27 protein-coding genes and 1 pseudogene are annotated in these 23846 nt (G+C 44.3%); 7 read left to right on the forward strand and 21 right to left on the reverse strand.

The window, feature by feature from the left end; genetic code table 11:
• The 16 genes and pseudogenes from rpoB to fkpA form a co-directional block, all read right to left on the reverse strand.
• Window positions 1–1074 (reverse strand): annotated as a pseudogene (rpoB, locus tag IQO02_RS02380) (DNA-directed RNA polymerase subunit beta); the annotation flags it as partial.
• A 234-nt stretch (window positions 1075–1308) separates the two neighbouring features.
• Window positions 1309–1674, reverse strand: a complete 366-nt coding sequence (gene rplL / locus IQO02_RS02385) for a 50S ribosomal protein L7/L12 (protein WP_010435548.1) — start codon at window positions 1672–1674, stop codon at window positions 1309–1311.
• Window positions 1675–1731: 57 nt separating this feature from the next.
• Complete coding sequence (gene rplJ, locus IQO02_RS02390; RefSeq protein WP_010435550.1) at window positions 1732–2226, reverse strand: 50S ribosomal protein L10; 495 nt, start codon at window positions 2224–2226, stop codon at window positions 1732–1734.
• 244 nt (window positions 2227–2470) lie between these two features.
• A complete protein-coding gene (gene rplA, locus IQO02_RS02395) occupies window positions 2471–3175 on the reverse strand; it encodes a 50S ribosomal protein L1 (protein WP_010435553.1) in 705 nt (234 codons plus the stop codon).
• 4 nt (window positions 3176–3179) lie between these two features.
• Window positions 3180–3608, reverse strand: coding sequence for a 50S ribosomal protein L11 (rplK, locus tag IQO02_RS02400; RefSeq protein ID WP_010435555.1), 429 nt, complete (start codon window positions 3606–3608; stop codon window positions 3180–3182).
• Window positions 3609–3821: 213 nt separating this feature from the next.
• On the reverse strand, window positions 3822–4370 hold the full coding sequence (nusG, locus tag IQO02_RS02405; protein WP_010435556.1) for a transcription termination/antitermination protein NusG: 549 nt from the start codon (window positions 4368–4370) through the stop codon (window positions 3822–3824).
• A 13-nt stretch (window positions 4371–4383) separates the two neighbouring features.
• The gene (gene secE, locus IQO02_RS02410) at window positions 4384–4761 is read right to left on the reverse strand and encodes a preprotein translocase subunit SecE (protein ID WP_010435558.1); all 378 of its coding nucleotides are present in this window, start codon (window positions 4759–4761) and stop codon (window positions 4384–4386) included.
• A gap of 223 nt (window positions 4762–4984) precedes the next feature.
• Window positions 4985–6169: an elongation factor Tu gene (gene tuf, locus IQO02_RS02415; protein WP_010435158.1), complete on the reverse strand. Its 1185-nt coding sequence runs from the start codon at window positions 6167–6169 to the stop codon at window positions 4985–4987.
• 147 nt (window positions 6170–6316) lie between these two features.
• Window positions 6317–8413: an elongation factor G gene (fusA, locus tag IQO02_RS02420; RefSeq protein ID WP_016768003.1), complete on the reverse strand. Its 2097-nt coding sequence runs from the start codon at window positions 8411–8413 to the stop codon at window positions 6317–6319.
• A 166-nt stretch (window positions 8414–8579) separates the two neighbouring features.
• The gene (rpsG, locus tag IQO02_RS02425) at window positions 8580–9050 is read right to left on the reverse strand and encodes a 30S ribosomal protein S7 (protein WP_010435163.1); all 471 of its coding nucleotides are present in this window, start codon (window positions 9048–9050) and stop codon (window positions 8580–8582) included.
• Between the two features lie 106 nt (window positions 9051–9156).
• Complete coding sequence (rpsL, locus tag IQO02_RS02430; RefSeq protein ID WP_004737194.1) at window positions 9157–9531, reverse strand: 30S ribosomal protein S12; 375 nt, start codon at window positions 9529–9531, stop codon at window positions 9157–9159.
• A 182-nt stretch (window positions 9532–9713) separates the two neighbouring features.
• Complete coding sequence (gene tusB / locus IQO02_RS02435) at window positions 9714–9989, reverse strand: sulfurtransferase complex subunit TusB (protein WP_010435170.1); 276 nt, start codon at window positions 9987–9989, stop codon at window positions 9714–9716.
• An 8-nt stretch (window positions 9990–9997) separates the two neighbouring features.
• The gene (gene tusC / locus IQO02_RS02440; protein ID WP_016788481.1) at window positions 9998–10354 is read right to left on the reverse strand and encodes a sulfurtransferase complex subunit TusC; all 357 of its coding nucleotides are present in this window, start codon (window positions 10352–10354) and stop codon (window positions 9998–10000) included.
• Entirely contained in the window at window positions 10351–10740 is a 390-nt protein-coding gene (gene tusD / locus IQO02_RS02445) for a sulfurtransferase complex subunit TusD (RefSeq protein ID WP_016788480.1), read from the reverse strand. The genes tusC and tusD overlap by 4 nt, the downstream gene beginning before the upstream one ends.
• On the reverse strand, window positions 10734–11459 hold the full coding sequence (locus IQO02_RS02450; protein WP_004729851.1) for a helix-turn-helix transcriptional regulator: 726 nt from the start codon (window positions 11457–11459) through the stop codon (window positions 10734–10736). The genes tusD and IQO02_RS02450 overlap by 7 nt, the downstream gene beginning before the upstream one ends.
• A 205-nt stretch (window positions 11460–11664) precedes the next feature.
• Window positions 11665–12441 (reverse strand): FKBP-type peptidyl-prolyl cis-trans isomerase, encoded by a 777-nt coding sequence (gene fkpA, locus IQO02_RS02455; RefSeq protein WP_010435176.1) that lies wholly within the window; start codon window positions 12439–12441, stop codon window positions 11665–11667.
• Window positions 12442–12572: 131 nt separating this feature from the next.
• Here fkpA and IQO02_RS02460 point away from each other — a divergent pair, with 131 nt between their 5' ends.
• Window positions 12573–13550, forward strand: a complete 978-nt coding sequence (locus IQO02_RS02460) for a WD40 repeat domain-containing protein (protein WP_010435178.1) — start codon at window positions 12573–12575, stop codon at window positions 13548–13550.
• A 4-nt stretch (window positions 13551–13554) separates the two neighbouring features.
• Window positions 13555–13782: a SlyX family protein gene (locus IQO02_RS02465; RefSeq protein WP_004729640.1), complete on the forward strand. Its 228-nt coding sequence runs from the start codon at window positions 13555–13557 to the stop codon at window positions 13780–13782.
• Between the two features lie 181 nt (window positions 13783–13963).
• Here IQO02_RS02465 and IQO02_RS02470 read toward each other — a convergent pair whose 3' ends face one another.
• From IQO02_RS02470 to kefG, 5 genes are all read right to left on the reverse strand, one after another.
• Entirely contained in the window at window positions 13964–14929 is a 966-nt protein-coding gene (locus IQO02_RS02470; RefSeq protein WP_010435184.1) for an isoaspartyl peptidase/L-asparaginase family protein, read from the reverse strand.
• Window positions 14930–15132: 203 nt separating this feature from the next.
• Window positions 15133–15717: a peptidylprolyl isomerase gene (gene slyD / locus IQO02_RS02475; protein ID WP_016783707.1), complete on the reverse strand. Its 585-nt coding sequence runs from the start codon at window positions 15715–15717 to the stop codon at window positions 15133–15135.
• A gap of 96 nt (window positions 15718–15813) precedes the next feature.
• Window positions 15814–16014 carry a YheV family putative zinc ribbon protein gene (locus IQO02_RS02480; RefSeq protein ID WP_022570897.1) on the reverse strand — a complete coding sequence of 67 codons (201 nt, stop codon included), beginning with the start codon at window positions 16012–16014 and terminating at the stop codon, window positions 15814–15816.
• 155 nt (window positions 16015–16169) lie between these two features.
• Window positions 16170–17966, reverse strand: coding sequence for a glutathione-regulated potassium-efflux system protein KefB (gene kefB / locus IQO02_RS02485; protein ID WP_010435193.1), 1797 nt, complete (start codon window positions 17964–17966; stop codon window positions 16170–16172).
• Window positions 17953–18537 carry a glutathione-regulated potassium-efflux system ancillary protein KefG gene (kefG, locus tag IQO02_RS02490; protein WP_010435196.1) on the reverse strand — a complete coding sequence of 195 codons (585 nt, stop codon included), beginning with the start codon at window positions 18535–18537 and terminating at the stop codon, window positions 17953–17955. Before kefG ends, kefB begins: the two co-directional genes overlap by 14 nt.
• A 173-nt stretch (window positions 18538–18710) precedes the next feature.
• On the opposite strand from kefG, the gene IQO02_RS02495 reads away from it, so the two are divergent.
• From IQO02_RS02495 to IQO02_RS02515, 5 genes are all read left to right on the forward strand, one after another.
• A complete protein-coding gene (locus tag IQO02_RS02495) occupies window positions 18711–20633 on the forward strand; it encodes an ABC transporter ATP-binding protein (RefSeq protein ID WP_102305903.1) in 1923 nt (640 codons plus the stop codon).
• Entirely contained in the window at window positions 20630–21100 is a 471-nt protein-coding gene (locus IQO02_RS02500) for a TIGR02444 family protein (RefSeq protein ID WP_016799294.1), read from the forward strand. The genes IQO02_RS02495 and IQO02_RS02500 overlap by 4 nt, the downstream gene beginning before the upstream one ends.
• Before the next feature lie 271 nt (window positions 21101–21371).
• The gene (locus tag IQO02_RS02505; RefSeq protein WP_016783703.1) at window positions 21372–22379 is read left to right on the forward strand and encodes a hydrolase; all 1008 of its coding nucleotides are present in this window, start codon (window positions 21372–21374) and stop codon (window positions 22377–22379) included.
• A gap of 91 nt (window positions 22380–22470) precedes the next feature.
• Window positions 22471–22683, forward strand: coding sequence for a YheU family protein (locus tag IQO02_RS02510; protein WP_010435208.1), 213 nt, complete (start codon window positions 22471–22473; stop codon window positions 22681–22683).
• A 77-nt stretch (window positions 22684–22760) separates the two neighbouring features.
• A complete protein-coding gene (locus IQO02_RS02515; RefSeq protein WP_010435210.1) occupies window positions 22761–23630 on the forward strand; it encodes a phosphoribulokinase in 870 nt (289 codons plus the stop codon).
• Window positions 23631–23846 lie beyond the last annotated feature (216 nt).

Consider the following 23846-nt stretch of genomic DNA (forward strand, 5'->3'; position numbering starts at 1 on the left):
ATCTACTGTGCTATCTGCACGTAGAGTGTCTGACATGAATGGACCATGGTCTAGGTCATTCGTGAACAGAACTTCTAGAGTCTTGTGACCTGCTTGAGATAAGTTAGCAAGAGCCTCTAGGCTGATCTCTTGGTTTGCACCAACAATGATCTCGCCAGTTGCTTCGTTGATGTAATCTTTCGCAGCAATCTTTTCAACGATGTACTCTACTGGTACTTCGATGTGCTCAACGCCATCTTTTTCAAGTTGACGGATGTGGCGAGCAGTAACACGACGACCAGTCTCAACGTAAGTTTTACCATTTGCTTCGATGTCGAATGACGCAGTTTCACCACGTAGACGATCAGGGACCAACTCCATAAGTAGAGTTTGGTCTTTCACTTCGAAGTTCACCTTGTCGAAGAACAGATCTAAGATCTCTTCTGTCGATTTACCAAGTGCACGAAGAATAATCGATGCAGGTAGTTTACGACGACGGTCGATACGTACGAATAAGTTATCCTTAGGATCGAACTCAAAGTCTAACCATGAGCCACGGTAAGGAATTACACGTGCGTTATAAAGAACTTTACCTGATGAGTGGGTCTTACCCTTATCACTGTCGAAGAACACGCCTGGGCTTCGGTGCAGCTGGGATACGATAACCCTCTCGGTACCATTAATTACGAAAGTACCATTGTCTGTCATAAGCGGAATTTCGCCCATGTAGACTTCTTGTTCTTTAATGTCTTTTACAGTACCTGCTGGTGCATCTCGATCAAAGATAACTAAACGTAGTTTTACGCGTAGTGGCTTTGAGTAAGTAACACCGCGGATTTGACATTCTTTAACGTCAAAAACTGGCTCACCAAGACGGTAGCTAACGTATTGCAGCTCAGAATTGCCGTTGTAGCTCTGAATTGGAAATACAGAACGGAAAGCAGCTTCAAGACCGTATTGACCTTCTGGATCCTGTTCGATGAATTTATCGAAAGAATCAAGCTGGATCGATAACAGGTATGGAATGTCCAAAACTTGTGGACGAGTACCAAAATCCTTACGGATGCGCTTTTTCTCGGTATAAGAGTAAACCATGGGGTTCCTCAGCTCGCTGATAAGTGACCCAAACCACCCAAAACACTCTTCAGAGGGGGCGGTGACAAACAGCTGTTTACTGTAGTGAACAATCATTTCGAAAAAATGACTGTTTTTTTGCTCGGATTATGACGGTTAAACAGCGGAAAATTCGTCATAGCCCTACAGCGCAAAAAGGCCGGTGGTTAATTAACCACCAGCCATTAGCCTTGCGGCTAAGAAATTAAGTAATAATTACTTGATTTCAACAGAAGCGCCAGCTTCTTCTAGCTGTGCTTTAAGAGCTTCAGCTTCAGCTTTGTCAACGCCTTCTTTAAGCGCTGCAGGAGCTGAGTCTACAAGACCTTTAGCTTCTTTAAGACCTAGGCCAGTTGCGCCACGTACAGCTTTGATAACTTGTACTTTGTTAGCGCCAGCAGCAGTAAGGATAACGTCGAATTCAGTTTGCTCAGCAGCAGCTTCAGCAGAAGCACCACCAGCTACAACTGCAGCAGCAGCAGTAACACCGAATTTCTCTTCCATAGCTTCGATAAGCTCAACAACTTGCATTACAGACATTTCTGCAACTGCGTCTAGGATTTGCTCGTTAGTAATAGACATAACAATTCTCTTTTAAGTCAACAATAAGTTTAAATAGCAACCAGTGAAAAGCAAGGCTTATGCCGCAGCTTCTTCTTTTTGGTCGCGAACAGCAGCGATAGTACGAACCAGCTTGCCAGCAGAAGCTTCTTTCATGCACATCATTAGGCGTGCGATAGCTTCGTCGTAAGTTGGTAGTGTCGCTAGTACTTCAGCATCAGTAACTGCGCCTTCAAATGCAGCAGCTTTGATCTCGAAATCTTTATTCTCTTTAGCGAAGTCTTTGAAAAGACGCGCTGCAGCACCTGGGTGCTCATTAGAGAATGCGATCAGAGTTGGACCAGTGAAAGTGTCTACTAGACACTCGTAGTCTGTACCCTGAACCGCACGGCGTGCTAGTGTGTTACGAACAACTTTCATGTAAACACCCGCTTCGCGAGCTTGTTTACGTAGAGAAGTCATTGCGCCAACTTCAACGCCACGAGAATCAGCTACAACTGCAGAAAGTGCACCACTGGCAGCTTCGTTGACTTCAGCAACAATTGCTTTTTTGTCTTGAAGATTTAAAGCCATTTGGATTAACCTCTGGTTGTGATTACAGCACTCAGTACAAAATGTATTGAGCGTTTACGACGTTATTTAAAAGCAAATAAATTCACTTCAAACAACAACATCGCCTACGTAGGTTTTATTAAGCTTCATCTTAAAAAGATTTAGCGCCTACGGTCTTGGGATAGATGATTTTGAATTGCTTCAAAAACCACCCAACCACAAATATTAGGCGCAGAAGTATACACTAAATCTGCGCCTAAGCAAATTAGTTTGCTTGAGTATCAAGGCTAGCTTGATCAACAGCAACACCAGCACCCATCGTAGTAGAGATGCTTACTTTCTTCAGGAAAGTACCTTTCGCTGAAGAAGGTTTAGCTTTCTTAAGAGCAACTAGAAGAGCTTCTAGGTTCTCTTGAAGCTGGTTAGCTTCGAAAGATGCTTTACCGATAGTAGTGTGGATGATGCCGTTCTTGTCGTTACGGTAACGAACCTGACCAGCTTTAGCGTTTTTAACCGCTTCAGCAACGTTAGGAGTTACAGTACCAACTTTAGGGTTTGGCATTAGACCGCGTGGACCTAGGATTGTACCTAGTTGACCAACAACGCGCATTGCATCAGGAGAAGCAACAACAACGTCAAAGTCCATTACGCCTTTTTTCACTTGCTCAGCAAGATCTTCCATACCAACGATATCTGCGCCAGCTTCTTTAGCTGCTTCTGCGTTTGCACCTTGAGTGAACACAGCAACGCGGATTTCACGGCCAGTACCGTGAGGTAGCACAGTTGCGCCACGTACGTTTTGGTCAGATTTACGAGCATCGATGCCTAGATTAACAGCAACATCTACAGACTCAACGAATTTAGCAGTAGCTAGTTCTTTAAGAAGAGCAACAGCTTCGTTGATTTCGTATTCTTTAGTTGAGTCAACTTTGTCGCGGATTACGCGCATACGCTTAGTAAGTTTTGCCATGATCTTATCCCTCTACCACTAGGCCCATTGAACGAGCAGTACCAGCAATAGAACGCTTCATTGCTTCGATGTCAGCGCCAGTCATATCAGCAGCTTTAGTTTCTGCGATTTCCTGAACTTGAGCGTCAGTTACAGTACCAACTTTCTCAGTGTTTGGACGACCTGAACCAGACTTAACGCCAGCAGCTTTCTTAAGAAGAACAGCAGCAGGTGGAGTCTTAGTTACGAACGTGAAAGAACGGTCATTGTAAACAGTAATAACTACTGGAGTAGGTAGACCTTTCTCAACAGATTCTGTTTTTGCGTTGAACGCTTTACAGAATTCCATGATGTTCACGCCGTGTTGACCTAGAGCAGGACCAACCGGTGGACTTGGGTTTGCCATACCAGCTGCAACTTGCAGTTTGATATAAGCTTCAACTTTCTTAGCCATGATATTTCCTAATATTTTGGGTACGTGCGCTAACCGTAAGGCAAGCTCCCCATAAATTAAATTAACTCTTTTTTACTTCCGAAGAAGCAAAAAGGCGCGAAATTATAATCATAATTCGCGCCTTTAACAACCCTAAAAAGGTGATTTTTTATACTCTTTTATTTTGAACAGCTTATGAAGTATTTATCCACAGCTTGATCAAAGGTTCGAGTATTAGTCCAGTTTTTCAACCTGACCGAATTCAAGCTCAACCGGAGTTGCACGACCAAAGATCGATACAGATACCTTAATGCGGCTTTTCTCGTAATCTACTTCTTCAACAGTACCGTTAAAGTCAGCAAATGGACCATCGTTCACACGAACCACTTCACCCGCTTCGAACATTGTCTTAGGACGTGGAGACTCGCTCGCTTTCTCTAGACGGTTCAAGATAGCATCAGCTTCTTTATCAGTGATTGGTGCAGGACGATCAGAGGTACCACCAATGAAGCCCATAACACGCGGAATGCTGCGTACTAAGTGCCATGATTCATCATTCATGATCATTTGAACTAATACGTAGCCAGGGAAGAACTTACGTTCACTTTTACGGCGTTGACCTGCACGCATTTCCACTACTTCTTCAGTAGGTACTAGCACATCGCCAAATAGTTCTTCCATGTTGTGCATTTTAATATGCTCGCGTAGCGATTGTGCAACACGACCTTCAAAGCCAGAAAAGGCTTGAACTACATACCAACGTTTTTTTGGAGCTTCACTCATGAATCAGAACCCTCTACACCCCAGTTGCTAGAGAAACTAGACGGACCATAATGCCGTCAATTCCCCAAAGCACTAGAGACATAACAATACATACAGCTAAAACGATCAATGTAGTTTGCATAGTTTCTTGGCGAGTAGGCCAAACAACTTTACGAATCTCCATACGAGATTCTTTTGCAAAATCGATCGCAGCTTTACCTTTAGTTGTTGTTGCTGCAACGCCTAGTGCGGCAGCAATCAGCACAACTACACCTGCAGCGCGAATTACAACAGACAATTCACCATACAGGTAATTACCCACAACAGCAGCAGCCAACAGAACAAAAGCGACGATCCACTTCATTGTATCTGCTGCACCTGAGCTATCAGGAGTTTCAGCGTTTGCTTTCATAAAACCAACCTGTGATAAGTCTTAAATATAGACGACAATAACCCCGCTGTTGCAGGGCACATTCCTTTGCGTTGCAAAACAACACATCTAACAGTCATTTTAGTCAAAAAGACCGTTTAATTCTTTGCTAATAGCGAAAATCGATGTCAAAACATCCAACTCTTTTTTCAGCGCAGAAAAAGGGCATCAAATGATGCCCTTTTTACTAGTGGTTCGTCAAATCTTATGCAAAGATTTTAGCTACAACACCAGCACCAACTGTACGGCCACCTTCGCGGATTGCGAAACGTAGACCTTCGTCCATTGCGATTGGAGCGATTAGCTCAACAGTCATTTGAACGTTGTCACCTGGCATTACCATTTCTACGCCTTCAGGTAGAGTAATGTCGCCTGTTACGTCAGTTGTACGGAAGTAGAACTGTGGACGGTAACCCTTGAAGAAAGGAGTGTGACGGCCGCCTTCGTCTTTAGAAAGTACGTATACTTCAGACTCAAACTTAGTGTGTGGGTTGATTGAACCTTTCGCAGAAAGTACTTGACCACGTTCAACGTCATCACGCTTAGTACCACGTAGAAGTGCACCAACGTTCTCACCTGCACGACCTTCGTCAAGCAGTTTACGGAACATTTCAACACCAGTACAAGTAGTAAGAGTAGTCTCTTTGATACCAACGATTTCTACTTCGTCACCTACACGTAGGATACCGCGCTCGATACGACCAGTTACAACAGTACCACGACCTTGAATTGAGAATACGTCTTCAATTGGTAGTAGGAACGGCTGGTCTACTGCACGCTCTGGCTCAGGAATGTAAGAATCTAGTGCTTCTGCAAGCTCAACGATCTTGTCTTCCCATTGCTTCTCGCCGTTTAGTGCGCCAAGTGCTGAACCTTGGATTACTGGTAGGTCATCACCTGGGAAGTCGTATTCAGAAAGAAGTTCACGAACTTCCATCTCAACTAGCTCAAGTAGCTCTTCGTCATCAACCATGTCACATTTGTTCATGAATACGATGATGTAAGGGATACCAACTTGACGACCAAGTAGGATGTGCTCACGAGTTTGAGGCATAGGGCCGTCAGTCGCAGCAACAACTAGGATACCGCCGTCCATTTGTGCAGCACCAGTGATCATGTTTTTAACATAATCCGCGTGTCCTGGACAGTCTACGTGTGCGTAGTGACGTGCTGGAGTGTCGTACTCAACGTGAGAAGTTGCGATTGTGATACCGCGCTCACGCTCTTCTGGAGCGTTATCGATAGATGCGAAATCTTTAGCAACACCGCCGTACACTTTTGCAAGAGTAGTACAGATAGCAGCAGTTAGAGTTGTTTTACCGTGGTCAACGTGGCCGATAGTACCAACGTTTACGTGCGGTTTCGTACGTTCAAATTTTTCTTTAGACACAATCGTGTTCCTTCCTAGTTATGATTCGCCACGTTCATTATTGAGCGAGACGCGCCAGAAATTGCTATTTTATGCGCCAACTCTCGTTAGCGCAATATTTGGACGCATTGTTCTTTCAAAAAATGAAAAAAAATGCGTCCGTCTTGTTTAACCACGTTCTGCAATGATTGCTTTTGCAACATTGTTAGGCACTTCAGCGTACTCACTAAACTCCATAGAGTAAGAAGCACGACCTTGTGTCGCAGAACGTAAATCAGTTGCGTAACCGAACATGACAGACAACGGAACTTGTGCACGAATTATCTTCAGGCCAGCTGTCCCCTCGTCCATACCTTCAATGAGGCCGCGGCGACGGTTAATATCACCAACAACATCACCCATCCAGTCTTCTGGAGTAGTTACTTCAACTTTCATCATAGGCTCAAGCAGAACTGGTTGCGCTTCAAGTGCACCCGTTCTGAAAGCCATAGAGGCAGCGATTGTAAACGCCATCTCACTTGAATCTACTTCATGGTAAGAACCATCATATAGTGTAGCTTTGATATCCAAAACTGGATAGCCAGCAAGTACACCATTGTTCATCTGCTCTTCAACACCTTTAGCAACTGAAGCGATAAACTCTTTTGGAACGATACCGTTGGCAATTTCGTCTACAAAGACAAAACCTTCGCCAACTTCTGATGGTTCGAGCTTAAGCCATACGTGACCGTACTGACCTTTACCACCATGTTCGCGGATGAACTTACCTTCCGCTTTCGCTGTACCACGAATGGTTTCACGGTAAGCAACTTGCGGGTTACCAACGTTGCAGTTAACGTTAAATTCACGTTTCATGCGGTCAACGATGATATCTAAATGCAGTTCACCCATACCAGAAATTAGTGTCTGGCCTGTTTCGTCATCCGTTTCAACACGGAACGATGGATCTTCTGCTGCTAGCTTACCTAGAGCGATCGTCATTTTGTCTTGGTCAGCTTGAGAGCGCGGCTCTACAACGATCTGAATAACTGGATCTGGGAACTCCATGCGCTCAAGAACGATTTTATGGTTCTGGTCACAAAGCGTTTCACCAGTGGTCACATCTTTAAGGCCAATAATAGCTGCGATGTCACCTGCTCGTACTTCTTTTACTTCTTCACGTTTGTTTGAGTGCATTTGAACAATGCGACCTAAACGTTCACGTTGTTGCTTCACTGAGTTGTAAGCCGTTTTACCGCTTTCAACAACACCAGAGTAAACACGGATGAAAGTTAAAGTACCAACAAATGGGTCTGTTGCAATTTTAAATGCCAGTGCAGAGAACGGTTCTTTGTCGTCTGCGTGACGCTCTGCTTCATTCTCGTTCTCATCGATACCTTTAATAGCAGGTACATCAACAGGAGAAGGAAGGAAATCAACGACGGCATCTAGAACAGCTTGTACGCCTTTATTTTTGAACGCACTACCGCAAGTTGCGAGTACGATTTCATTGCTAAGGGTACGAGTACGTAGACCTTGTTTGATTTCAGCTTCAGTCAGTTCACCTTCTTCAAGGTACTTATCCATTAGCTCTTCAGATGCTTCTGCAGCTGCTTCAACAAGTTCTGTACGATACTCTTCAGCCATTTCTTGCATGTCTGCAGGAATATCTTCGTACGTAAAAGTCATGCCTTGATCAGCGTCGTTCCAGTTGATTGCCTTCATCTTGATAAGATCGACAACGCCTTGGAAATTATCTTCAGCACCAATGTTCAGTTGAATTGGAACAGGAGTCGCGCCTAGGCGGTCCTTGATCTGTTCAATTACACGCAAGAAGTCTGCGCCTGTACGGTCCATTTTGTTAACGAAAACCATACGTGGAACTTGGTACTTATCAGCTTGACGCCAAACTGTCTCTGACTGAGGTTCAACACCCGACGAGCCACAGAACACGACAACGGCTCCATCAAGTACACGCAGAGAACGTTCGACTTCAATAGTGAAGTCAACGTGTCCTGGAGTATCGATGATATTGATACGGTGGTCTGGGTACTGAGCTTCCATACCACGCCAAAACGTAGTAGTTGCAGCCGAAGTGATCGTAATACCGCGCTCTTGCTCTTGCTCCATCCAATCCATGGTTGCTGCACCATCGTGAACTTCGCCGATTTTGTGAGAAAGACCGGTATAGAACAGAATACGTTCACTTGTGGTTGTTTTACCTGCATCTACGTGAGCAACGATACCAATATTTCGGTATTGCTCTATAGGAGTTTTACGAGCCACGGTTGAATCCTCTTATTCGAGACTTAGGGACTATTGCTATGTCTAGATTATGCGTTAATGGCGATACTTCGCTAAAAAAGGCTTGCCCTAGAAATAGCAATAGTTCCTAGCATAAGCATAGGAACTAAAGAAGTACTGCAAGGAACCTTGCAGTACTAAAAAGGTATTACCAACGGTAATGTGCGAACGCTTTGTTTGCGTCAGCCATGCGGTGAACGTCTTCACGTTTCTTAACCGCAGTACCTTTGTTCTCAGACGCGTCTAGCATTTCAGCAGCTAGGCGTTGAGCCATAGATTTTTCACCACGCTTACGCGCAGCTTCAACTACCCAACGCATAGCAAGAGCGTTACGGCGAACCGGACGAACTTCTACAGGTACTTGGTAAGTTGAACCACCTACACGGCGAGATTTAACTTCTACCGCTGGGCGAACATTTTCAAGAGCTTCTTCAAATACAGCTAAGTGGTCTTTACCAGACTTCTCAGCCATTGAATCTAGTGCAGTGTAAACAATTTTCTCTGCAGTAGATTTCTTTCCGTCAACCATAAGGATGTTAACGAATTTTGCCAGCAATTCAGATTTGAACTTAGGATCTGGAAGGATCTTACGCTGACCTATTACGCGACGACGTGGCATGGATATTCTCCGTTGTCTTCTTCAGGTTTTTTCCAAAACTTTTCAGAATAATAAATAAAATAGTGTTTGGCCTTACTTAACGCTTTCTTTTAAAAAAGAAAATGCATTAAGACTTAGGACGTTTCACACCGTACTTAGAACGACCTTGTTTACGGTCGTTAACGCCAGCACAGTCAAGCGCGCCGCGAACAGTGTGGTAACGTACACCCGGAAGGTCTTTTACACGACCGCCACGGATTAATACAACACTGTGCTCTTGAAGGTTGTGACCTTCACCACCGATGTACGAAGTTACTTCGAAACCGTTGGTTAGACGTACACGACATACTTTACGTAGTGCCGAGTTAGGTTTTTTAGGTGTAGTAGTGTAAACACGAGTACATACACCACGTTTTTGTGGGCACGCTTCTAGTGCAGGCACGTTGCTTTTAACAACTTGCTTTACACGAGGTTTGCGAACCAACTGGTTAATAGTTGCCATTAACTAGCTCCTGAAATTTACTTGAAAGTAAGCTTTGTGAAAAATCTATCCCTAATTACAAGTCGTAATTAGGGACGCAAAATTCTATTCAGCAGTGGGAGGTGTGTCAAGAAATATACAGATCTTTTTTAGCCATCTAGAGCTCAGGATGGTTTATTTTTGACCACAATGATAAAAGATAGTTACCAAGTTACTGATTTGTCGTTTAAAACCGTTAATTTAACAAATCCATCGAAGTCTACTTGAGCCAATGAACTTGAAGCCAACTGTTGTAAACCTCGACTGTCGAGATCCGGTTTTAATACCGACACATCTTCAACTGCAGAAATTTGAGTGTATAACTCATGATTTGGAAGGCAAACATACACAGCATCCTCGACCAAAATAAACTGATCCTGTGGTTGGGAATACAATAATGCGAGTTTTAGTTTCTCTGCCGATTTTACAATATGAAGCATAGCGTTTCCTAAAAAGTCAGTATTTGTTGGCATTGAGCTAACTTTCGCGCTAATTGATCCACTTCAACAACCGTCACATCAATCAGTAAATTGTCCGTCGATAAACCAAATTGATTTAGGCTACGTTTACACACATACACCTGTTCGATGTCGTATAGGTCCATTAATTTAAATGCAGAGATGTAGTCACGTGATAGTGTTTCGCTTGGCTGCTGTGCTTTGAGAAGCTGTGTCACACCATCTCCGACAAAGAACACGATAATATCTTCACTGAAAGCTGAAGCCGCGAGCAATGCATCTAGCCCTTCTCTACCAGCCGCGGTTGTGTGAGGAAAACTATTAAATATAAAGGCTAATTTTCTCAAAACTGCACAACCCTATCTTGTGTTAGTAACGCTTCAGATAAGCTTCCCAACCCAGTTTGAGTGAAGCCAGATGCTAGATTAGAACCGATTAATTGATGTTGCTCAGATTCTTCAGAGCTTACCACACCTCGTCTTAAGGCCGCTGCGACACAAGTTTCAAGGCTAATATCATATTCACTTGCAAGCTTTTGCCACTCAGAAGCTAAATCAAATTCATCATTAGCAGGCACAGTGAGATTCGAGCCATTGCTCACACCGTCTTGATAGAAGAATACACTGTGTAGCTTATGGCCCTGCTTTAGTAGAGCCAATGCAAACTGGTAAGCACTTCTGGCAGATTGTGAACCATAAACAGGTCCATTGACTAAGAGCGTATAACTTAACAACCCTCTTCATCCTCTGTTTTACGTTGACGGATGTACAAGTACACGGTGTGCTTAGAGATATTCAAACGCTCAGCAACACGGTTAATCGCGTCTTTGATGTCGAAAATACCTTTGTCGTAAAGCTCCATCACTATTTGACGGTTCTTGGTGTTGTTCGATACAGACTTGTCTGCATTGATTTCTTCAATGGTTCGTTCAACCGTTTGGTCAACAAGTTCCTCAACATCACTAGCAAAGTTAACCGAAGATGCAGCTTCGTCAGCATCTTGCGTCGGCATAAAAGATTGCAGCACTTGTGAGAAAGGTGCATCTAAGTTGACGTTAATACACAACAAGCCAATCACTCGGTCTTCACCATTGCGAATAGCAACCGTGATTGACTTCATTAATACTCCACCTTTAGCGCGAGTAAAGTATGAACGAGAGAAGTTACGCTTAGAACCTTCAATATCTTTTAGCATCTTTAGCGCAAGATCGGTGATCGGTGATCCAACCTGACGACCTGTGTTTTCGCCATTGGCAATTTTGATTGCAGAAGTATTGAGGTCTTCTAGAGAGTGTAAAACGATTTCACAAAACGGACCAATCAGGCTCGCGATACCGTCGACCACGGCCTCGTAAGATCTTAAGATAATTTTATCGTGTTCACTGAATGGCATGACATGGACTGATTCCATTTCGAGTAACACGTCCGCATTGACTGTTTCTGTAGTAGTCACTTATTCCTTACCTTCGTGTGAAAAATCAACAAATTTATGTAAGTTTATCAGAAAATTTTAATTGCACACCTAGCTAACATTGCAACTAGTGATTTAGAACAAGTTTAAAAATCAAATACTCACCTTCAAATCATAAAAAAAGCCTAACTTGAAGTTAGGCTTTTTGTTCAATCAACGAATTTGAGAACAAGAGTTCTCACTGATATTACTGAGCAGGAGCCGCTTCAGCGTTATCAATGTTTAATAGTTCAACTTCGAACACTAACGTTGAGTTAGCAGGGATAGTCGGTGTGTCTTGCTCACCGTATGCTAGCTCTGGCGGAATAACGAACTTGTACTTAGAACCAACTTGCATCAGTTGTACGCCTTCAGTCCAACCCGGGATTACGCGGTTTAGTGGGAATGTTGCTGGTTCGCCACGATCGTAAGAGCTGTCGAACTGAGTACCGTCTGTTAGCGTACCTTTGTAGTGTACTTGAACGGTATCAGTGTCTTTTGGAGAAGCACCTTCACCAGCAGTCATTACTTGATAAAGTAGGCCAGATTCAGTTTGCTTTACGCCTTCAGTTTTTGCGAACTCAGCGCGGAACTCATCGCCCGCTTTTTTCACTTCTGCTGACTTTTCTGCAGCTTGTGCTTGCATCGTTTCAGCAACACGCTTGTCTAGAGCTTCAAGAGCAGCGCGAGTTTCTTCTTCGTTCAGTGCTGTTTTCTCTGCGAATACGTCTTCGATACCTTGAAGAACCATGTCTTTGTCTAGGTTAATGCCTAGCTCACTTGGCTTATCAATACTTGTGCTTAGGTAGTTTGCGAAAGATACACCGATTGCGTAAGCCGCTTTGTCATCTTCTGTTTTAAAGTTTACTGCTTCTACTTTAACTTCTTCAACCTGTGGAGCTTCTGCCTTTGGTTCTTCTTTCTGACAACCAACTGCTAGCATAACCGTTGCGGCAAGCAGTGATACTTTTAAAACTGATTTCATTGAATTCTCCAATTAATGGCCAAGCCATTGGTTATTGTGCACAAATCTAATGATTAGATTGGTGTGAATACGTTAGTTATAACAATATACTAGTCATATGTCTTTCGACACAAACCGGATTATTAGATGTGATGCGAATATTTTTCCACTCATTGCTATATACAATTGTCATCACCTTGTTAAATGGTTGCTTTTTCTTCCAGGATGATGATCAGCGTTGGGAAATAGAACCCAATGGCGCCACCAGCTTTGCACTCAGCAGAGATGGACGTTTTGCCCTGCTCTACTCTCAAGAAAAACAACTGCTCCTTTGGGATTTAGATCAAAACAAAGAACTCGCTCAACTTGGCCCCCAAGACCAATCCGAAAACCAAGTATCGCGAATCCGCATCTCAGACAATGGCCGCTTTGCCATTACCGCCAGCCAGATGAACTTCGCCGTTTGGGACTTATCTTGGACTCAGGCTGAGGGGCTCTGGTCTATTTCCGATGGCTTGATTCGTGATGTCGATATTTCTAGCAATGGTGAAAAAGTCTTGCTTGGCCTATCTAATGGCAAAGCTATCTATGTGGACTTAGTCACCGGACGCCGTCTTGAGTTCCTCGCTCACAGAGAAAAAGTAAATTCAGTCTCCCTTTCTTCGAATGGGCGCTACGCATTATCAGGCGGTAACGACTACAAAGCTTACCTTTGGGACACCGAATCAGGCTTAGTGTTACGTACCTTCAAGCATGAACAAAGAGTAGTACGAGTTGCACTACAACGGGATGGAGAATTAGCTTTTACTTCCGATGGCGGCAACCAAGCGATGATATGGGATTTGGAAACAGGTGAACCTCAAGCGCAATTGCAAAGCTGGTCTCGACAGCTGATATTCTCTAGCGCTCGCTTTTCTGATAACGGCAGTATGCTGGTGACAGGTACGCCATCAAGCCAAGTGAGTGTGTGGAATACTCAAGATGGAAAACGAATTTCTCGTCACGATGCTGAGCCACTAAAAGATGCTCGCCCTCCCCGTGCGGTAGTGTATGATGCAGCCTTTGATGAAAAGAACCGTGTGATATCGGGCACCTCTGCGGGCATCGCCCAAGCTTGGAATGTGGATTAGAACGATGACAGAAAAGCGAATTGAACAACTAGAAAGCCGTGTGAATGACCTAGAATGTCAGTTGGCTTTCCAAGAACAAACCATTGAAGAACTCAATGAAGCGCTTAGCCAACAACAGATGTTGATCACGAGAATGCAAGATCAAATGAAGTTCGTGGTGGGTAAAGTAAAAAATATGGACGGCTCCAACTTAGCTGACGCATCAGAAGAGACGCCACCTCCGCACTATTAAGCGCAGTTCAAAATGACGAATAGATTCTAGTGACGCATATCGCTAGTCTCTCGCCCTCGATGTGTAAACTCATTTCAGGACGGGACATAGAAAACTAAAAGGGCGACAGATGCTTATCTGTCGCCCTTTTGTTCGTTTAATCTTCGCTAATTCAACTAAAGCTAGTTAAGCTAATAAAAGCTTAGTCATCAGCATAAATTTTCACTTCCACACAACCGTTAGTATCAACACTCGCGCGATACATCCCTGAACTGTTCATGCCAAAATGAATATCACCTTGGCCATCAATAGCGATCAAGCCACCTTCTCCACCCATGGCCTTCAACTCACCTTGAATGATAGTTTCACAAGCCGTATGTACATCTTCTTTGAGATAACGCATTCGTGCTGCCACATCACTTGCGACCATTTTACGTAGGAAGAACTCGCCCATACCTGTTGTTGAAACAGCCACGTTGCCATTTTCAGCAATAGTGCCTGCGCCTATAATTGGAGAGTCTCCCACACGACCGTATTTCTTATTGGTCACACCACCAGTGCTGGTTGCTGCAGCTAAGTTCCCGGATTGATCTAACGCCACGGCGCCAACCGTGCCGTACTTCTTATCATCTGGATATTTATGGGCTTGCTGTTCATCATATTTCGCTTCAGACAAAGCAAAAATGCCCTTCTCTTTCATTGATAGAAGTTGGTCATAACGACGCTCGGTAAAGAAGTAATCCTGCTCGGTGAAGGTGTACTCATGCTCAAAGGCGAACTTCTCAGCGCCTTCACCAATCAACAACACATGATCGCTTTTCAGCATTACATCACGTGCAAGTTCAATGGGATTCTTGATATGACGAACACCCGCAACCGCACCGGCATCCATTTCACTACCATGCATAACAGAAGCATCCATCTCAACAAACTCATCATGAGTCAGCACCGAGCCTTTACCAGCATTAAAGTGTGGGCTGTCTTCCATCACTTTTACCGAAGCAACTACAGCATCCACAGCATCACCGCCCGATTGCAGCACCTGGTAACCAGCTAACACCGATTTTTTTAAAGCTTCTGTGATGCCTGTTTTTAATTCATCACTCATTTGCTCTCGCAAGATGGTTCCTGCACCACCATGAATGGCAATTGAAAAAGGCTGTGACATGTGAATTCTCCACTGACGTATTTTTATAATGTTGTTCTATCAATACCACATCCATGATCCGATGTCTGATAGTAGAAACTAAACTTTTTCGGATGGTTGCCTTATTAGATAAACAGTTAATCCAAACAAGCCTCGGCTCCAATACGAAAAAACCTCCACAAGGGAGGTTTTCAGCGTTCTTAATCTAAACCGTTCATTCGGTATTAGTGAGAACCACAGCTACCGCCGCCGCAGCAGCCTTCTTTTTTCTCTTCACCGTGGTCATGGCCTTCGCCACCACAACAACCACCTTCGTGATCATGGTCGTGATCACCACAGCCACCTTCTTGGTGTACGTGACCATGTTGAACTTCTTCTTCAGTCGCTTCACGAACCGCTACAACTTCAACGTCAAACGTTAGAGTTTGGCCAGCTAGCATGTGGTTACCGTCAACAACAACTTCGTCGCCATCTACTTCAGTCACTTCAACTGGGATTGGACCTTGGTCAGTATCCGCTAAGAAACGCATACCAACTTCGATTTGCTCAACACCTTGGAATACGTCAGCAGGAACACGTTGAACTAGGTCGTCGTTGTGTTCACCGTAAGCGTCTTCTGGAGTAACCGTTGCAGAGAACTTGTCACCAGCAACTTTGCCTTCAAGCTCTTTTTCAAGACCTGTAATTAGGTTGTTGTGACCGTGAAGGTAATCTAGTGGAGCTTCTGCAGTTGATTGGTCAACTACTACGCCATCTTCAAGTTTCACTTGATATGCAACACTAACTACTACGTTCTTTTCAATTTTCATGAGAGCTCCAAGGAGGTTTGGACTAGGCTCGAACAGTTGAGCCTAGGAATAAATTTTATACACCCGATATTATGGGGATGAATTAGTGAAACTCAATCATTCTGGTTTAAAAATACCGATCATTTCTTGATTCGCGTGTTCAGATTTCTCTACAGTTTTCGGTTTCCGCTGCTCATTGAAATTACAATCAACACATTCCACCAATTCGATATTATTCTCTATCCACCAGCGAAGAGTATCTTGAGTATTGCAGCTTGGGCAGCTCGCCCCAGCGATAAAGCGTTTTTTCTGTTTCACGTTAATGTCCTTTACTACTCTGGATTCGCAGTTCATCCCGCCCACTCTATTAGAAACTAAGCAGAGACCGCGTTTATTATTAGGTTGGTTCTTTAGACTGCTATTTCTGAGTTCAGCTATATTCCTAAGCTCGGGTTATTCACTCTAGACTCAGGCTACTGCCAATAGTTTCGAGACTGATGATCATTTTCCATCTCGTGTCCAAAAATTTCTTCCAGCTCTTTACGAGCCTCTTTCGCTCTTTGAGCTAGCTCGGCATCTTCGTTGTGCTGAGGAAGTAACTCTTTGAGCATACCATTATCCAATTTCCTAAAATGTGCTTCTGCTCGCTTCGCTTTATATGGATGCATGCCAAGTTCAGTCAATGTTTGACGCCCTAAATCTAATGCTCCAAGGAAAGTTTCACGAGAGTAGTTGCTCACACCATGGTTAAGTAATTGATAGGCTTCAACACGGCTTCGTGCACGCGCTAAGATCTTTAAGCGCGGGAAGTGCTGCTTACATAAATCGACGGTTTTCATGATTTCATCGGGAGAGTCAGTACACAGTACAATCGCCTCCGCTCTATCAGCGCCTGCGGCACGTAACAGTTCTAGATGAGTTGAATCACCGTAAAATACCTTGTAGCCGAATTTTCTAAGGATATGTATTTGGCTGGCATCACTTTCAAGGACGGTGATACGAATCTTATTAGCGTACATCAAGCGACCAATGATCTGACCGAAACGACCAAAACCAGCAATGATCACTCTAGGGCTACGATCAACCACATCAGAAGACATCGCGCTTTCACTGATTTGATTAAGTTGACGAGCAAAGAATCGGTCTTGCAGCTTAAGCATCAATGGCGTAGTCACCATTGATAAACTCACCACGACCAGTAAGAACGATACCTGTTCACCACTTAAAATACCCTGTGCACTCGCCGCAGTAAAAATAACAAAGGCAAACTCACCACCTTGGCTGAGTATCATCGCCATTCGGCTACGCGCTTTTGTCTGTGTACCAAAGATACGGGCAAGTGCATACAGTACCAAACCTTTCAACACGACCAATGCACAAACTGCAATCAGTATCGCGAATGGGCTTTCGGCTAGTAAACCTAAGTTCACCGCCATACCCACAGAGATAAAGAACAGGCCAAGCAATAACCCTTTGAATGGGTCAATCGCAATTTCAAGCTCGTGTCGATATTCACTTTCTGCTAGAAGAACACCCGCTAAGAAAGTACCCAGCGCCATCGACAAACCAATCTGCTGCATGATGACGGCAATACCAATCACCAATAGCAGCGCTGCAACGGTAAACAACTCACGAACACCGCTCATGACCACATAGCGGAATAGTGGTCTCAGTAAGAAATGACCACCAACAAGTAAGCCAATCACGCCGCCTAGCATCCACAACATGTCAGCCCAACTACCGCCCGTATTGCCCGCAAGCAGAGGCAACACCGCTAACATAGGGATTACTGCAATATCTTGGAAAAGTAAGACTGCAAAGCCTGACTGTCCCGCTTCTTTACCACCAAGCTCTCGCTCTTCAATAACGCGCAAGGCGATGGCTGTCGAAGATAAGGCTAACCCCATACCTATCACGAGGCTAGTTTGCCAAGTCAATCCGAACAAACAGGCGATGGCGGTAATAATCAAGGTGGTGATCAACACTTGCGCCCCCCCTAAGCCGAGAATAGGCGCCCGCATCTGCCACAGTTTTTTGGGGTTAAGCTCTAAACCAATAAGGAAGAGCAGCAGCACCACCCCGAACTCTGAGAAATGTAGAATGGCCTCTACGTCACTGATTAGGCCAAGCCCCCATGGACCAATAGCGACACCCGCTAATAAGTAACCTAATACTGAACCTAAGCCTGCTCGCTGCGCGATAGGAACCGCAACCACAGCCGCCGCTAAAAATATAGCGCTACTTTGTAGGAAATCATTAGTCAGAGCCATCATTTGCTCCTATATCTTGTAGCGGATCTCGCAACCAATTTCGATATTCTTCAGCGTGTTGGTAACGCGTCATATCCGAGACATTTCGAGCCCAATGTAAAACTAAAGGTGACATCCAGTGCATCTGGCACAAAGCGGCAGTTAGCTCAAACGGTTGCAAGATCTCTTGTAAGGGATACTTATTATAGCCTGCAGCACCAAACGCCTCTTCTTTACCACCCGTGGTGATAACACTGCGCCAATGCTTACCCTTAAGTGCACTTTGCTCACCAAACGCAAAGCCCTTGCCTAATACTCGGTCAAACCATTCCTTCAATAACGAAGGGCATGAGTACATAAACAAAGGATGTTGGAATACAATCACATCGTACTGCAGAAGCAGTTCATGCTCATAAGGCACATCAATAAAGAAGTCAGGATAGAGGGCATAAAGATCGTGGATTTTAACATTCCCAAGCGACTCTATCTTTTTAACCATGATCTGGTTAGCGATAGAGGTTTGCGGCTCTGGGTGCGCATAGATCACTAATACCTTTGGCACGGGTTTGTCTATCGAGGGAGTAATACTCATTCCTTTGAAACATTCCTTTAAGGGCTAAACGGTGGCAAGGCCACTAGAATTTAAATAAAAGTTATTAATATGTTATTGGCATCATAACGCAAATTGCATTGTGATCGACTTTTATCTGGATTCAGCCTACTATGCAGGCGTCTGTTCACCTCTAATTTCTATGCTACCTCTATATGATTACTTTCTCTGATATTCAATTGCTACGCGGCGGTAAGCCACTCCTCGACCAAGCATCTGCGACTTTTCATCCTGGCGACAAGATCGGTTTGGTTGGTAAAAACGGCTGTGGTAAATCTACGCTGTTCGCCTTAATTAAAGACGAGCTGTCTATTGATGCTGGCTCATTCAGTAAACCAGCCCATTGGGAAATGGCTTGGGTTGCTCAAGAAACGCCAGCACTAGAAAGAACAGCGATTGAATACGTGATTGATGGCGACCGTGAATATCGCGGCCTTGAAGATCAACTAGAGAAAGCTGAACAAGCCGACAACGGCACATTAGTAGCAGAGATCCACGGCAAAATTGAAACCATTGGTGGTTACAGCATCAAAGCACGTGCTGCTGAGCTATTGGATGGCTTAGGATTTCGCCAAGAACAAATGACATGGAACCTAACCCAGTTCTCGGGTGGTTGGCGTATGCGTTTGAACTTAGCGCAAGCCCTATTGTGCCGCAGTGACCTACTGCTACTCGATGAGCCAACCAACCACTTGGATTTAGACGCAGTAATGTGGCTAGAACGCTGGTTACAAAACTACCCTGGCACACTCGTTCTTATCTCGCACGATAGAGATTTCTTGGATCCTATCGTCAACCGCATCGTGCATGTTGAAAACCAGCTGCTCAATGAATACACCGGCAACTACTCATCGTTCGAAACTCAACGCGCGCAAAAACTGATCCTGCAACAAGCGATGTACCAAAAACAGCAGAAACAAATGTCTCATATGCAGAGCTACATTGACCGTTTCCGCTACAAAGCCTCAAAAGCTCGCCAAGCGCAAAGCCGTATCAAAGCATTAGAGAAAATGGAACAAGTGCTGCCCGCTCAATTTGATAACCCATTCAGCTTTGAGTTTAGAGAACCAGACGCGCTACCAAATCCAATCATGATGATGGATGAAGTCTCTGCGAGTTACGATGACAACCTGATTCTAGAGAAGATTCGCTTGAACCTAGTACCGGGCAGTCGTATTGGTCTACTTGGCCGAAATGGCGCTGGTAAGTCAACGCTGATTAAACTCCTTTCTGGCGAACTGAAACAGCAAGGTGGTGAACTGAGCTATTCACAAGGCGTTAAGATGGGTTACTTTGCACAGCACCAATTAGAGACGCTGCACCCAGAAGAAACACCGCTGCAACACATGATGCAGATTGCCCCTAAACACACAGAGCAACAACTGCGTGATTACCTAGGTAGCTTCGGTTTCCAAGGTGAAAAAGCGCTCGATAAAGTAGCCCCCTTCTCAGGCGGTGAAAAAGCGCGTTTAGTTCTGGCGCTACTAGTATGGCAAAAACCGAATCTTTTGCTGCTCGATGAACCAACCAACCACTTGGATCTCGACATGCGTCAGGCGCTGACGTTTGCATTGCAGACGTTTGAAGGCGCAATGGTTATCGTATCGCATGACCGTTACCTACTCCGTGCGACTACCGATGATTTGTATTTGGTACACGACCGTCAAGTTGCACCGTTTGATGGTGACCTAAGCGATTACTACAAGTGGCTAACCGAACAGCAGAAAGTTGAACGCAAAGAAGCACAAGCATTGGCACCAGCAAAAGACGGCGCCAACAGTGCGGCAGCAAAAAAAGATCAGAAACGTAAAGAAGCAGAGTTCCGTAAACTAACGGCACCAATTCGTAAAAAGCTGAGTCAATTTGAAAAGCAGATGGATAAATTAACGTTGGCTCTTGAAGAAGCCGAGCAAGAATTATCCGACACTTCACTGTATGAAGCTGAAAATAAGGCTAAACTGAATAAAGTACTCGCTCTCCAAGCGAGCAGTAAGTCACAGCTAGAAGAAGTTGAAATGGATTGGATGTCCACTCAAGAAGAGCTTGAGCAGATGGAACAGGATATGGATAGCTTATGAGCCCAGAGCACGCCCCAATATCACTAACACTGGAACGACTATGGCAATTTAGCCTTCAGTATTACAGTGTGCGTGGTGTAAAGGATGCGTGCCTAGCTTTACAAAACCAGTTTCACGGCAACGTCAATCTACTGCTGCTGCTCAAATGGCTTGATGAGCAGCAATTGTCTTTTGCCGAAGAAGAGTGGCACAAAGTTCAACAGTGCTTGAGCCGATCTGAAACCCTGCTTCATAGTTATCGAGAGCTACGTAAGCATCTCAAAGCACACGTTGTTGATTCACTCTACCGTGAAGCCTTACAGTTCGAATTACAACTAGAGAAACAACAACAATCTGATCTCGTCGACTACATAAACTCTCTTCAGCTTTTCGCAAACCAACAAGCGCCTCTCGCTTTTCAATACTGTCGATTATTAGGGGCAGAAAACCTCTATGTTGCTTTTTCTGAACCAACCCCTCAGCCCTAAGGCATTCCCTTTTCCTTTTGTTAGATCAAGATCCAAGCTTATTGGGGACTATCGTTCTTCGTGTTCACGCGATGGTGGCTCGGATTATTAGCAATATATAGAGCTTAACCTCGATAGTATTCAACCAGTTACCTACAACCTGTTTTGTAACCTGTATGAGTGAAACTCTTGCGCTTATGCCGAGAATCAACCAAGCTCAAATAAAAACATGGGCGTTTCACTAAAAGCTCAACACTTTATCAAAGCCCATAAAAGAAGCATGGACTGTTTTATGACAATATTTACCGCAGCGGCTGGTCTCTCTAATCCGCACTTACAAACCTTAGTGCCACGGTTTATTAGAAAGCAGGCGTTATTTGATCCTCAATGGCAAACCTTAGAAACTCCCGACGGTGATTTCCTCGACCTTGCATGGAGCGAGGACCCGAAGGGAGATAGCCCCAATAGTGATAATAAAAGCAGAGGAGATGCGAATAATAAGCCCATTTTCGTTCTATTCCACGGTTTGGAAGGCAGCTTTGAAAGCCCTTACGCCAATGGACTGATGAATGCGTTTGCTAAAGATGGTTGGTTATCCGTGATGATGCACTTTAGAGGATGCAGCGGAAAACCGAATCGCTTGGCTCGCGCGTACCATTCAGGAGAAGTAGAAGATGCTCGTTTCTTTCTACGACACTTACACGCGCAATTTCCCAATAACCCAAAGGTTGCGGTTGGTATATCTCTAGGCGGAAACATGCTGGCGAACTACTTGGCTGAGTATGCGGACGACCCATTACTGTCGGCGGCAACGATAGTTTCTGCTCCTTTTGATTTAGCTTGCTGCTCCAGTCGTATTGAAAGAGGCTTCTCTAGGCTCTATAAAAAATACCTGCTCAACTCACTCAAATCGAATGCCTTGAAAAAGGTTAAGCTGTTACAAGAAAAAATAGGTATCTCCGCTGAAACCATCAAAAAAATAGACAAACTGTATGAGTTTGATGAAAGGATCACTGCGCCTCTGCATGGATTTAAGAATGCTCAAGACTACTATGCTCAATGTTCAGCGCTTCCAAAACTGAATAAGATTAAGCTACCGACTCAGATCATTCATGCTAAAGACGATCCTTTCATGACTGATGATGTTATTCCAAAATTCGTACTACCAGACAATATTGATTATCGCCTGTTTCAGAAAGGTGGCCATGTGGGGTTCATTACCGGTAGCACGCTCAAGCCCAGGTTTTGGCTAGAAGAAGCATTGCCAGCCTACTATGAAAGTATCCAAGATTCGGCATAATGACCGAGCCTTAGTAAATAGAAGTAAAAACATTACTAATTAATAAACATAGTTATCAACATATCCATGAACATAAAAGAGAGAAGTATTTATGATCATCCCATGGCAAGACATTGCACCAGAAACACTGGAAAACCTCATCAAAGAGTTCGTGCTGCGTGAAGGTACAGACTACGGTGATGTAGAGGTTTCATTGCAAAACAAGATTGACCAAGTGAAACATCAATTAGCCTCAGGAGAAGTCAGTATCGTATTTTCTGAGCTGCATGAAACCGTTGATATTCAAGTCACAAAACGCTTCTAGGCTGCGCTCATAAAGGAGCCGTGTTATAGTGGTAAACGATTGCTAACAAGTAAGTTACTCAAAAGACAAGGGTTGTCATGTCCGCTAAACATCCAATTATTGCGGTGACGGGTTCATCAGGAGCCGGCACCACCACCACCTCAGAAGCCTTCCGTAAAATGTTCAATATGATGGACGTGAAGGCCGCTTGGGTTGAAGGGGATAGTTTCCATCGCTTCACTCGACCAGAGATGGATGTCGAGATCCGTAAAGCGCGCGAGCAAGGTAAGCACATCAGCTACTTTGGTCCACAAGCCAACGACTTTGGTGCGCTAGAAGAGTTCTTCCGTAAATACGGTAACGAAGGTACAGGCAAGGTACGTAGCTACCTGCACACGTTCGATGAAGCCGTTCCTTACAATCAAATGCCAGGCACCTTTACGCCATGGCAAGAGATCCCAGAAAATTCAGATGTGATGTTTTACGAAGGCCTGCACGGCGGTGTGGTTGATGGCGATATCAATGTTTCTCAACACGTCGACTTGCTGATCGGCATGGTACCTATCGTCAACTTAGAATGGATCCAGAAATTCGTTCGCGACACACGCGATCGTGGTCATTCTCGTGAAGCAGTAATGGACTCGATTGTTCGCTCGATGGATGATTACCTTAACTACATTACTCCTCAGTTTTCGCGTACTCACATCAACTTTCAGCGTGTTCCAACGGTAGACACATCAAACCCTCTCAACGCTAAAGGGATCCCAAGTTTAGACGAAAGCTTCGTTGTTATACGTTTGCGCGGCATCAAAAACGTCGATTTCCCTTACCTTTTAGCTATGATTGATGGCTCATTTATGTCTCGCCACAACACGCTTGTGGTACCAGGAGGGAAGATGAGTTTTGCTATGGAGCTCATTGTAAGGCCGATCCTACAACAACTCATCGAAACCGGAAAAATTGGTTAACAGAGCACCATTCTGGTTGATTACTTTTCATACCGTGATCATGTGCACAATTTTGCGTAAAAAATCGTAGCTTGGTCACGATTAAAATCAAGAAATAGTACCTGAAAAAGGATACTATTCTTAAACGAAACACAAGATAGCTTGCAGCGCTCAACGAGTGCTCTTATCCTACAAGTCAATCCAGGCTTAGCTAAAATACGGAAAGCGGCAAGCATA

The organism is Vibrio sp. OPT24 (assembly GCF_015163545.1).
GTDB classification, from domain to species: domain Bacteria; phylum Pseudomonadota; class Gammaproteobacteria; order Enterobacterales; family Vibrionaceae; genus Vibrio; species Vibrio cyclitrophicus.

Bases quoted from the DNA above. Each gene is read 5' to 3' on its own strand.
- rplL (WP_010435548.1), bottom strand. From the start codon at position 1,674: ATGTCTATTACTAACGAGCAAATCCTAGACGCAGTTGCAGAAATGTCT.
- rplJ (WP_010435550.1), bottom strand. From the start codon at position 2,226: ATGGCTTTAAATCTTCAAGACAAAAAAGCAATTGTTGCTGAAGTCAAC.
- rplA (WP_010435553.1), bottom strand. From the start codon at position 3,175: ATGGCAAAACTTACTAAGCGTATGCGCGTAATCCGCGACAAAGTTGAC.
- rplK (WP_010435555.1), bottom strand. From the start codon at position 3,608: ATGGCTAAGAAAGTTGAAGCTTATATCAAACTGCAAGTTGCAGCTGGT.
- nusG (WP_010435556.1), bottom strand. From the start codon at position 4,370: ATGAGTGAAGCTCCAAAAAAACGTTGGTATGTAGTTCAAGCCTTTTCT.
- secE (WP_010435558.1), bottom strand. From the start codon at position 4,761: ATGAAAGCAAACGCTGAAACTCCTGATAGCTCAGGTGCAGCAGATACA.
- rpsG (WP_010435163.1), bottom strand. From the start codon at position 9,050: ATGCCACGTCGTCGCGTAATAGGTCAGCGTAAGATCCTTCCAGATCCT.
- rpsL (WP_004737194.1), bottom strand. From the start codon at position 9,531: ATGGCAACTATTAACCAGTTGGTTCGCAAACCTCGTGTAAAGCAAGTT.
- tusB (WP_010435170.1), bottom strand. From the start codon at position 9,989: ATGCTTCATATTGTAAAATCGGCAGAGAAACTAAAACTCGCATTATTG.
- fkpA (WP_010435176.1), bottom strand. From the start codon at position 12,441: ATGAAATCAGTTTTAAAAGTATCACTGCTTGCCGCAACGGTTATGCTA.
- IQO02_RS02460 (WP_010435178.1), top strand. From the start codon at position 12,573: ATGCGAATATTTTTCCACTCATTGCTATATACAATTGTCATCACCTTG.
- IQO02_RS02465 (WP_004729640.1), top strand. From the start codon at position 13,555: ATGACAGAAAAGCGAATTGAACAACTAGAAAGCCGTGTGAATGACCTA.
- IQO02_RS02470 (WP_010435184.1), bottom strand. From the start codon at position 14,929: ATGTCACAGCCTTTTTCAATTGCCATTCATGGTGGTGCAGGAACCATC.
- slyD (WP_016783707.1), bottom strand. From the start codon at position 15,717: ATGAAAATTGAAAAGAACGTAGTAGTTAGTGTTGCATATCAAGTGAAA.
- kefB (WP_010435193.1), bottom strand. From the start codon at position 17,966: ATGGCTCTGACTAATGATTTCCTACAAAGTAGCGCTATATTTTTAGCG.
- kefG (WP_010435196.1), bottom strand. From the start codon at position 18,537: ATGAGTATTACTCCCTCGATAGACAAACCCGTGCCAAAGGTATTAGTG.
- IQO02_RS02495 (WP_102305903.1), top strand. From the start codon at position 18,711: ATGATTACTTTCTCTGATATTCAATTGCTACGCGGCGGTAAGCCACTC.
- IQO02_RS02500 (WP_016799294.1), top strand. From the start codon at position 20,630: ATGAGCCCAGAGCACGCCCCAATATCACTAACACTGGAACGACTATGG.
- IQO02_RS02505 (WP_016783703.1), top strand. From the start codon at position 21,372: ATGACAATATTTACCGCAGCGGCTGGTCTCTCTAATCCGCACTTACAA.
- IQO02_RS02510 (WP_010435208.1), top strand. From the start codon at position 22,471: ATGATCATCCCATGGCAAGACATTGCACCAGAAACACTGGAAAACCTC.
- IQO02_RS02515 (WP_010435210.1), top strand. From the start codon at position 22,761: ATGTCCGCTAAACATCCAATTATTGCGGTGACGGGTTCATCAGGAGCC.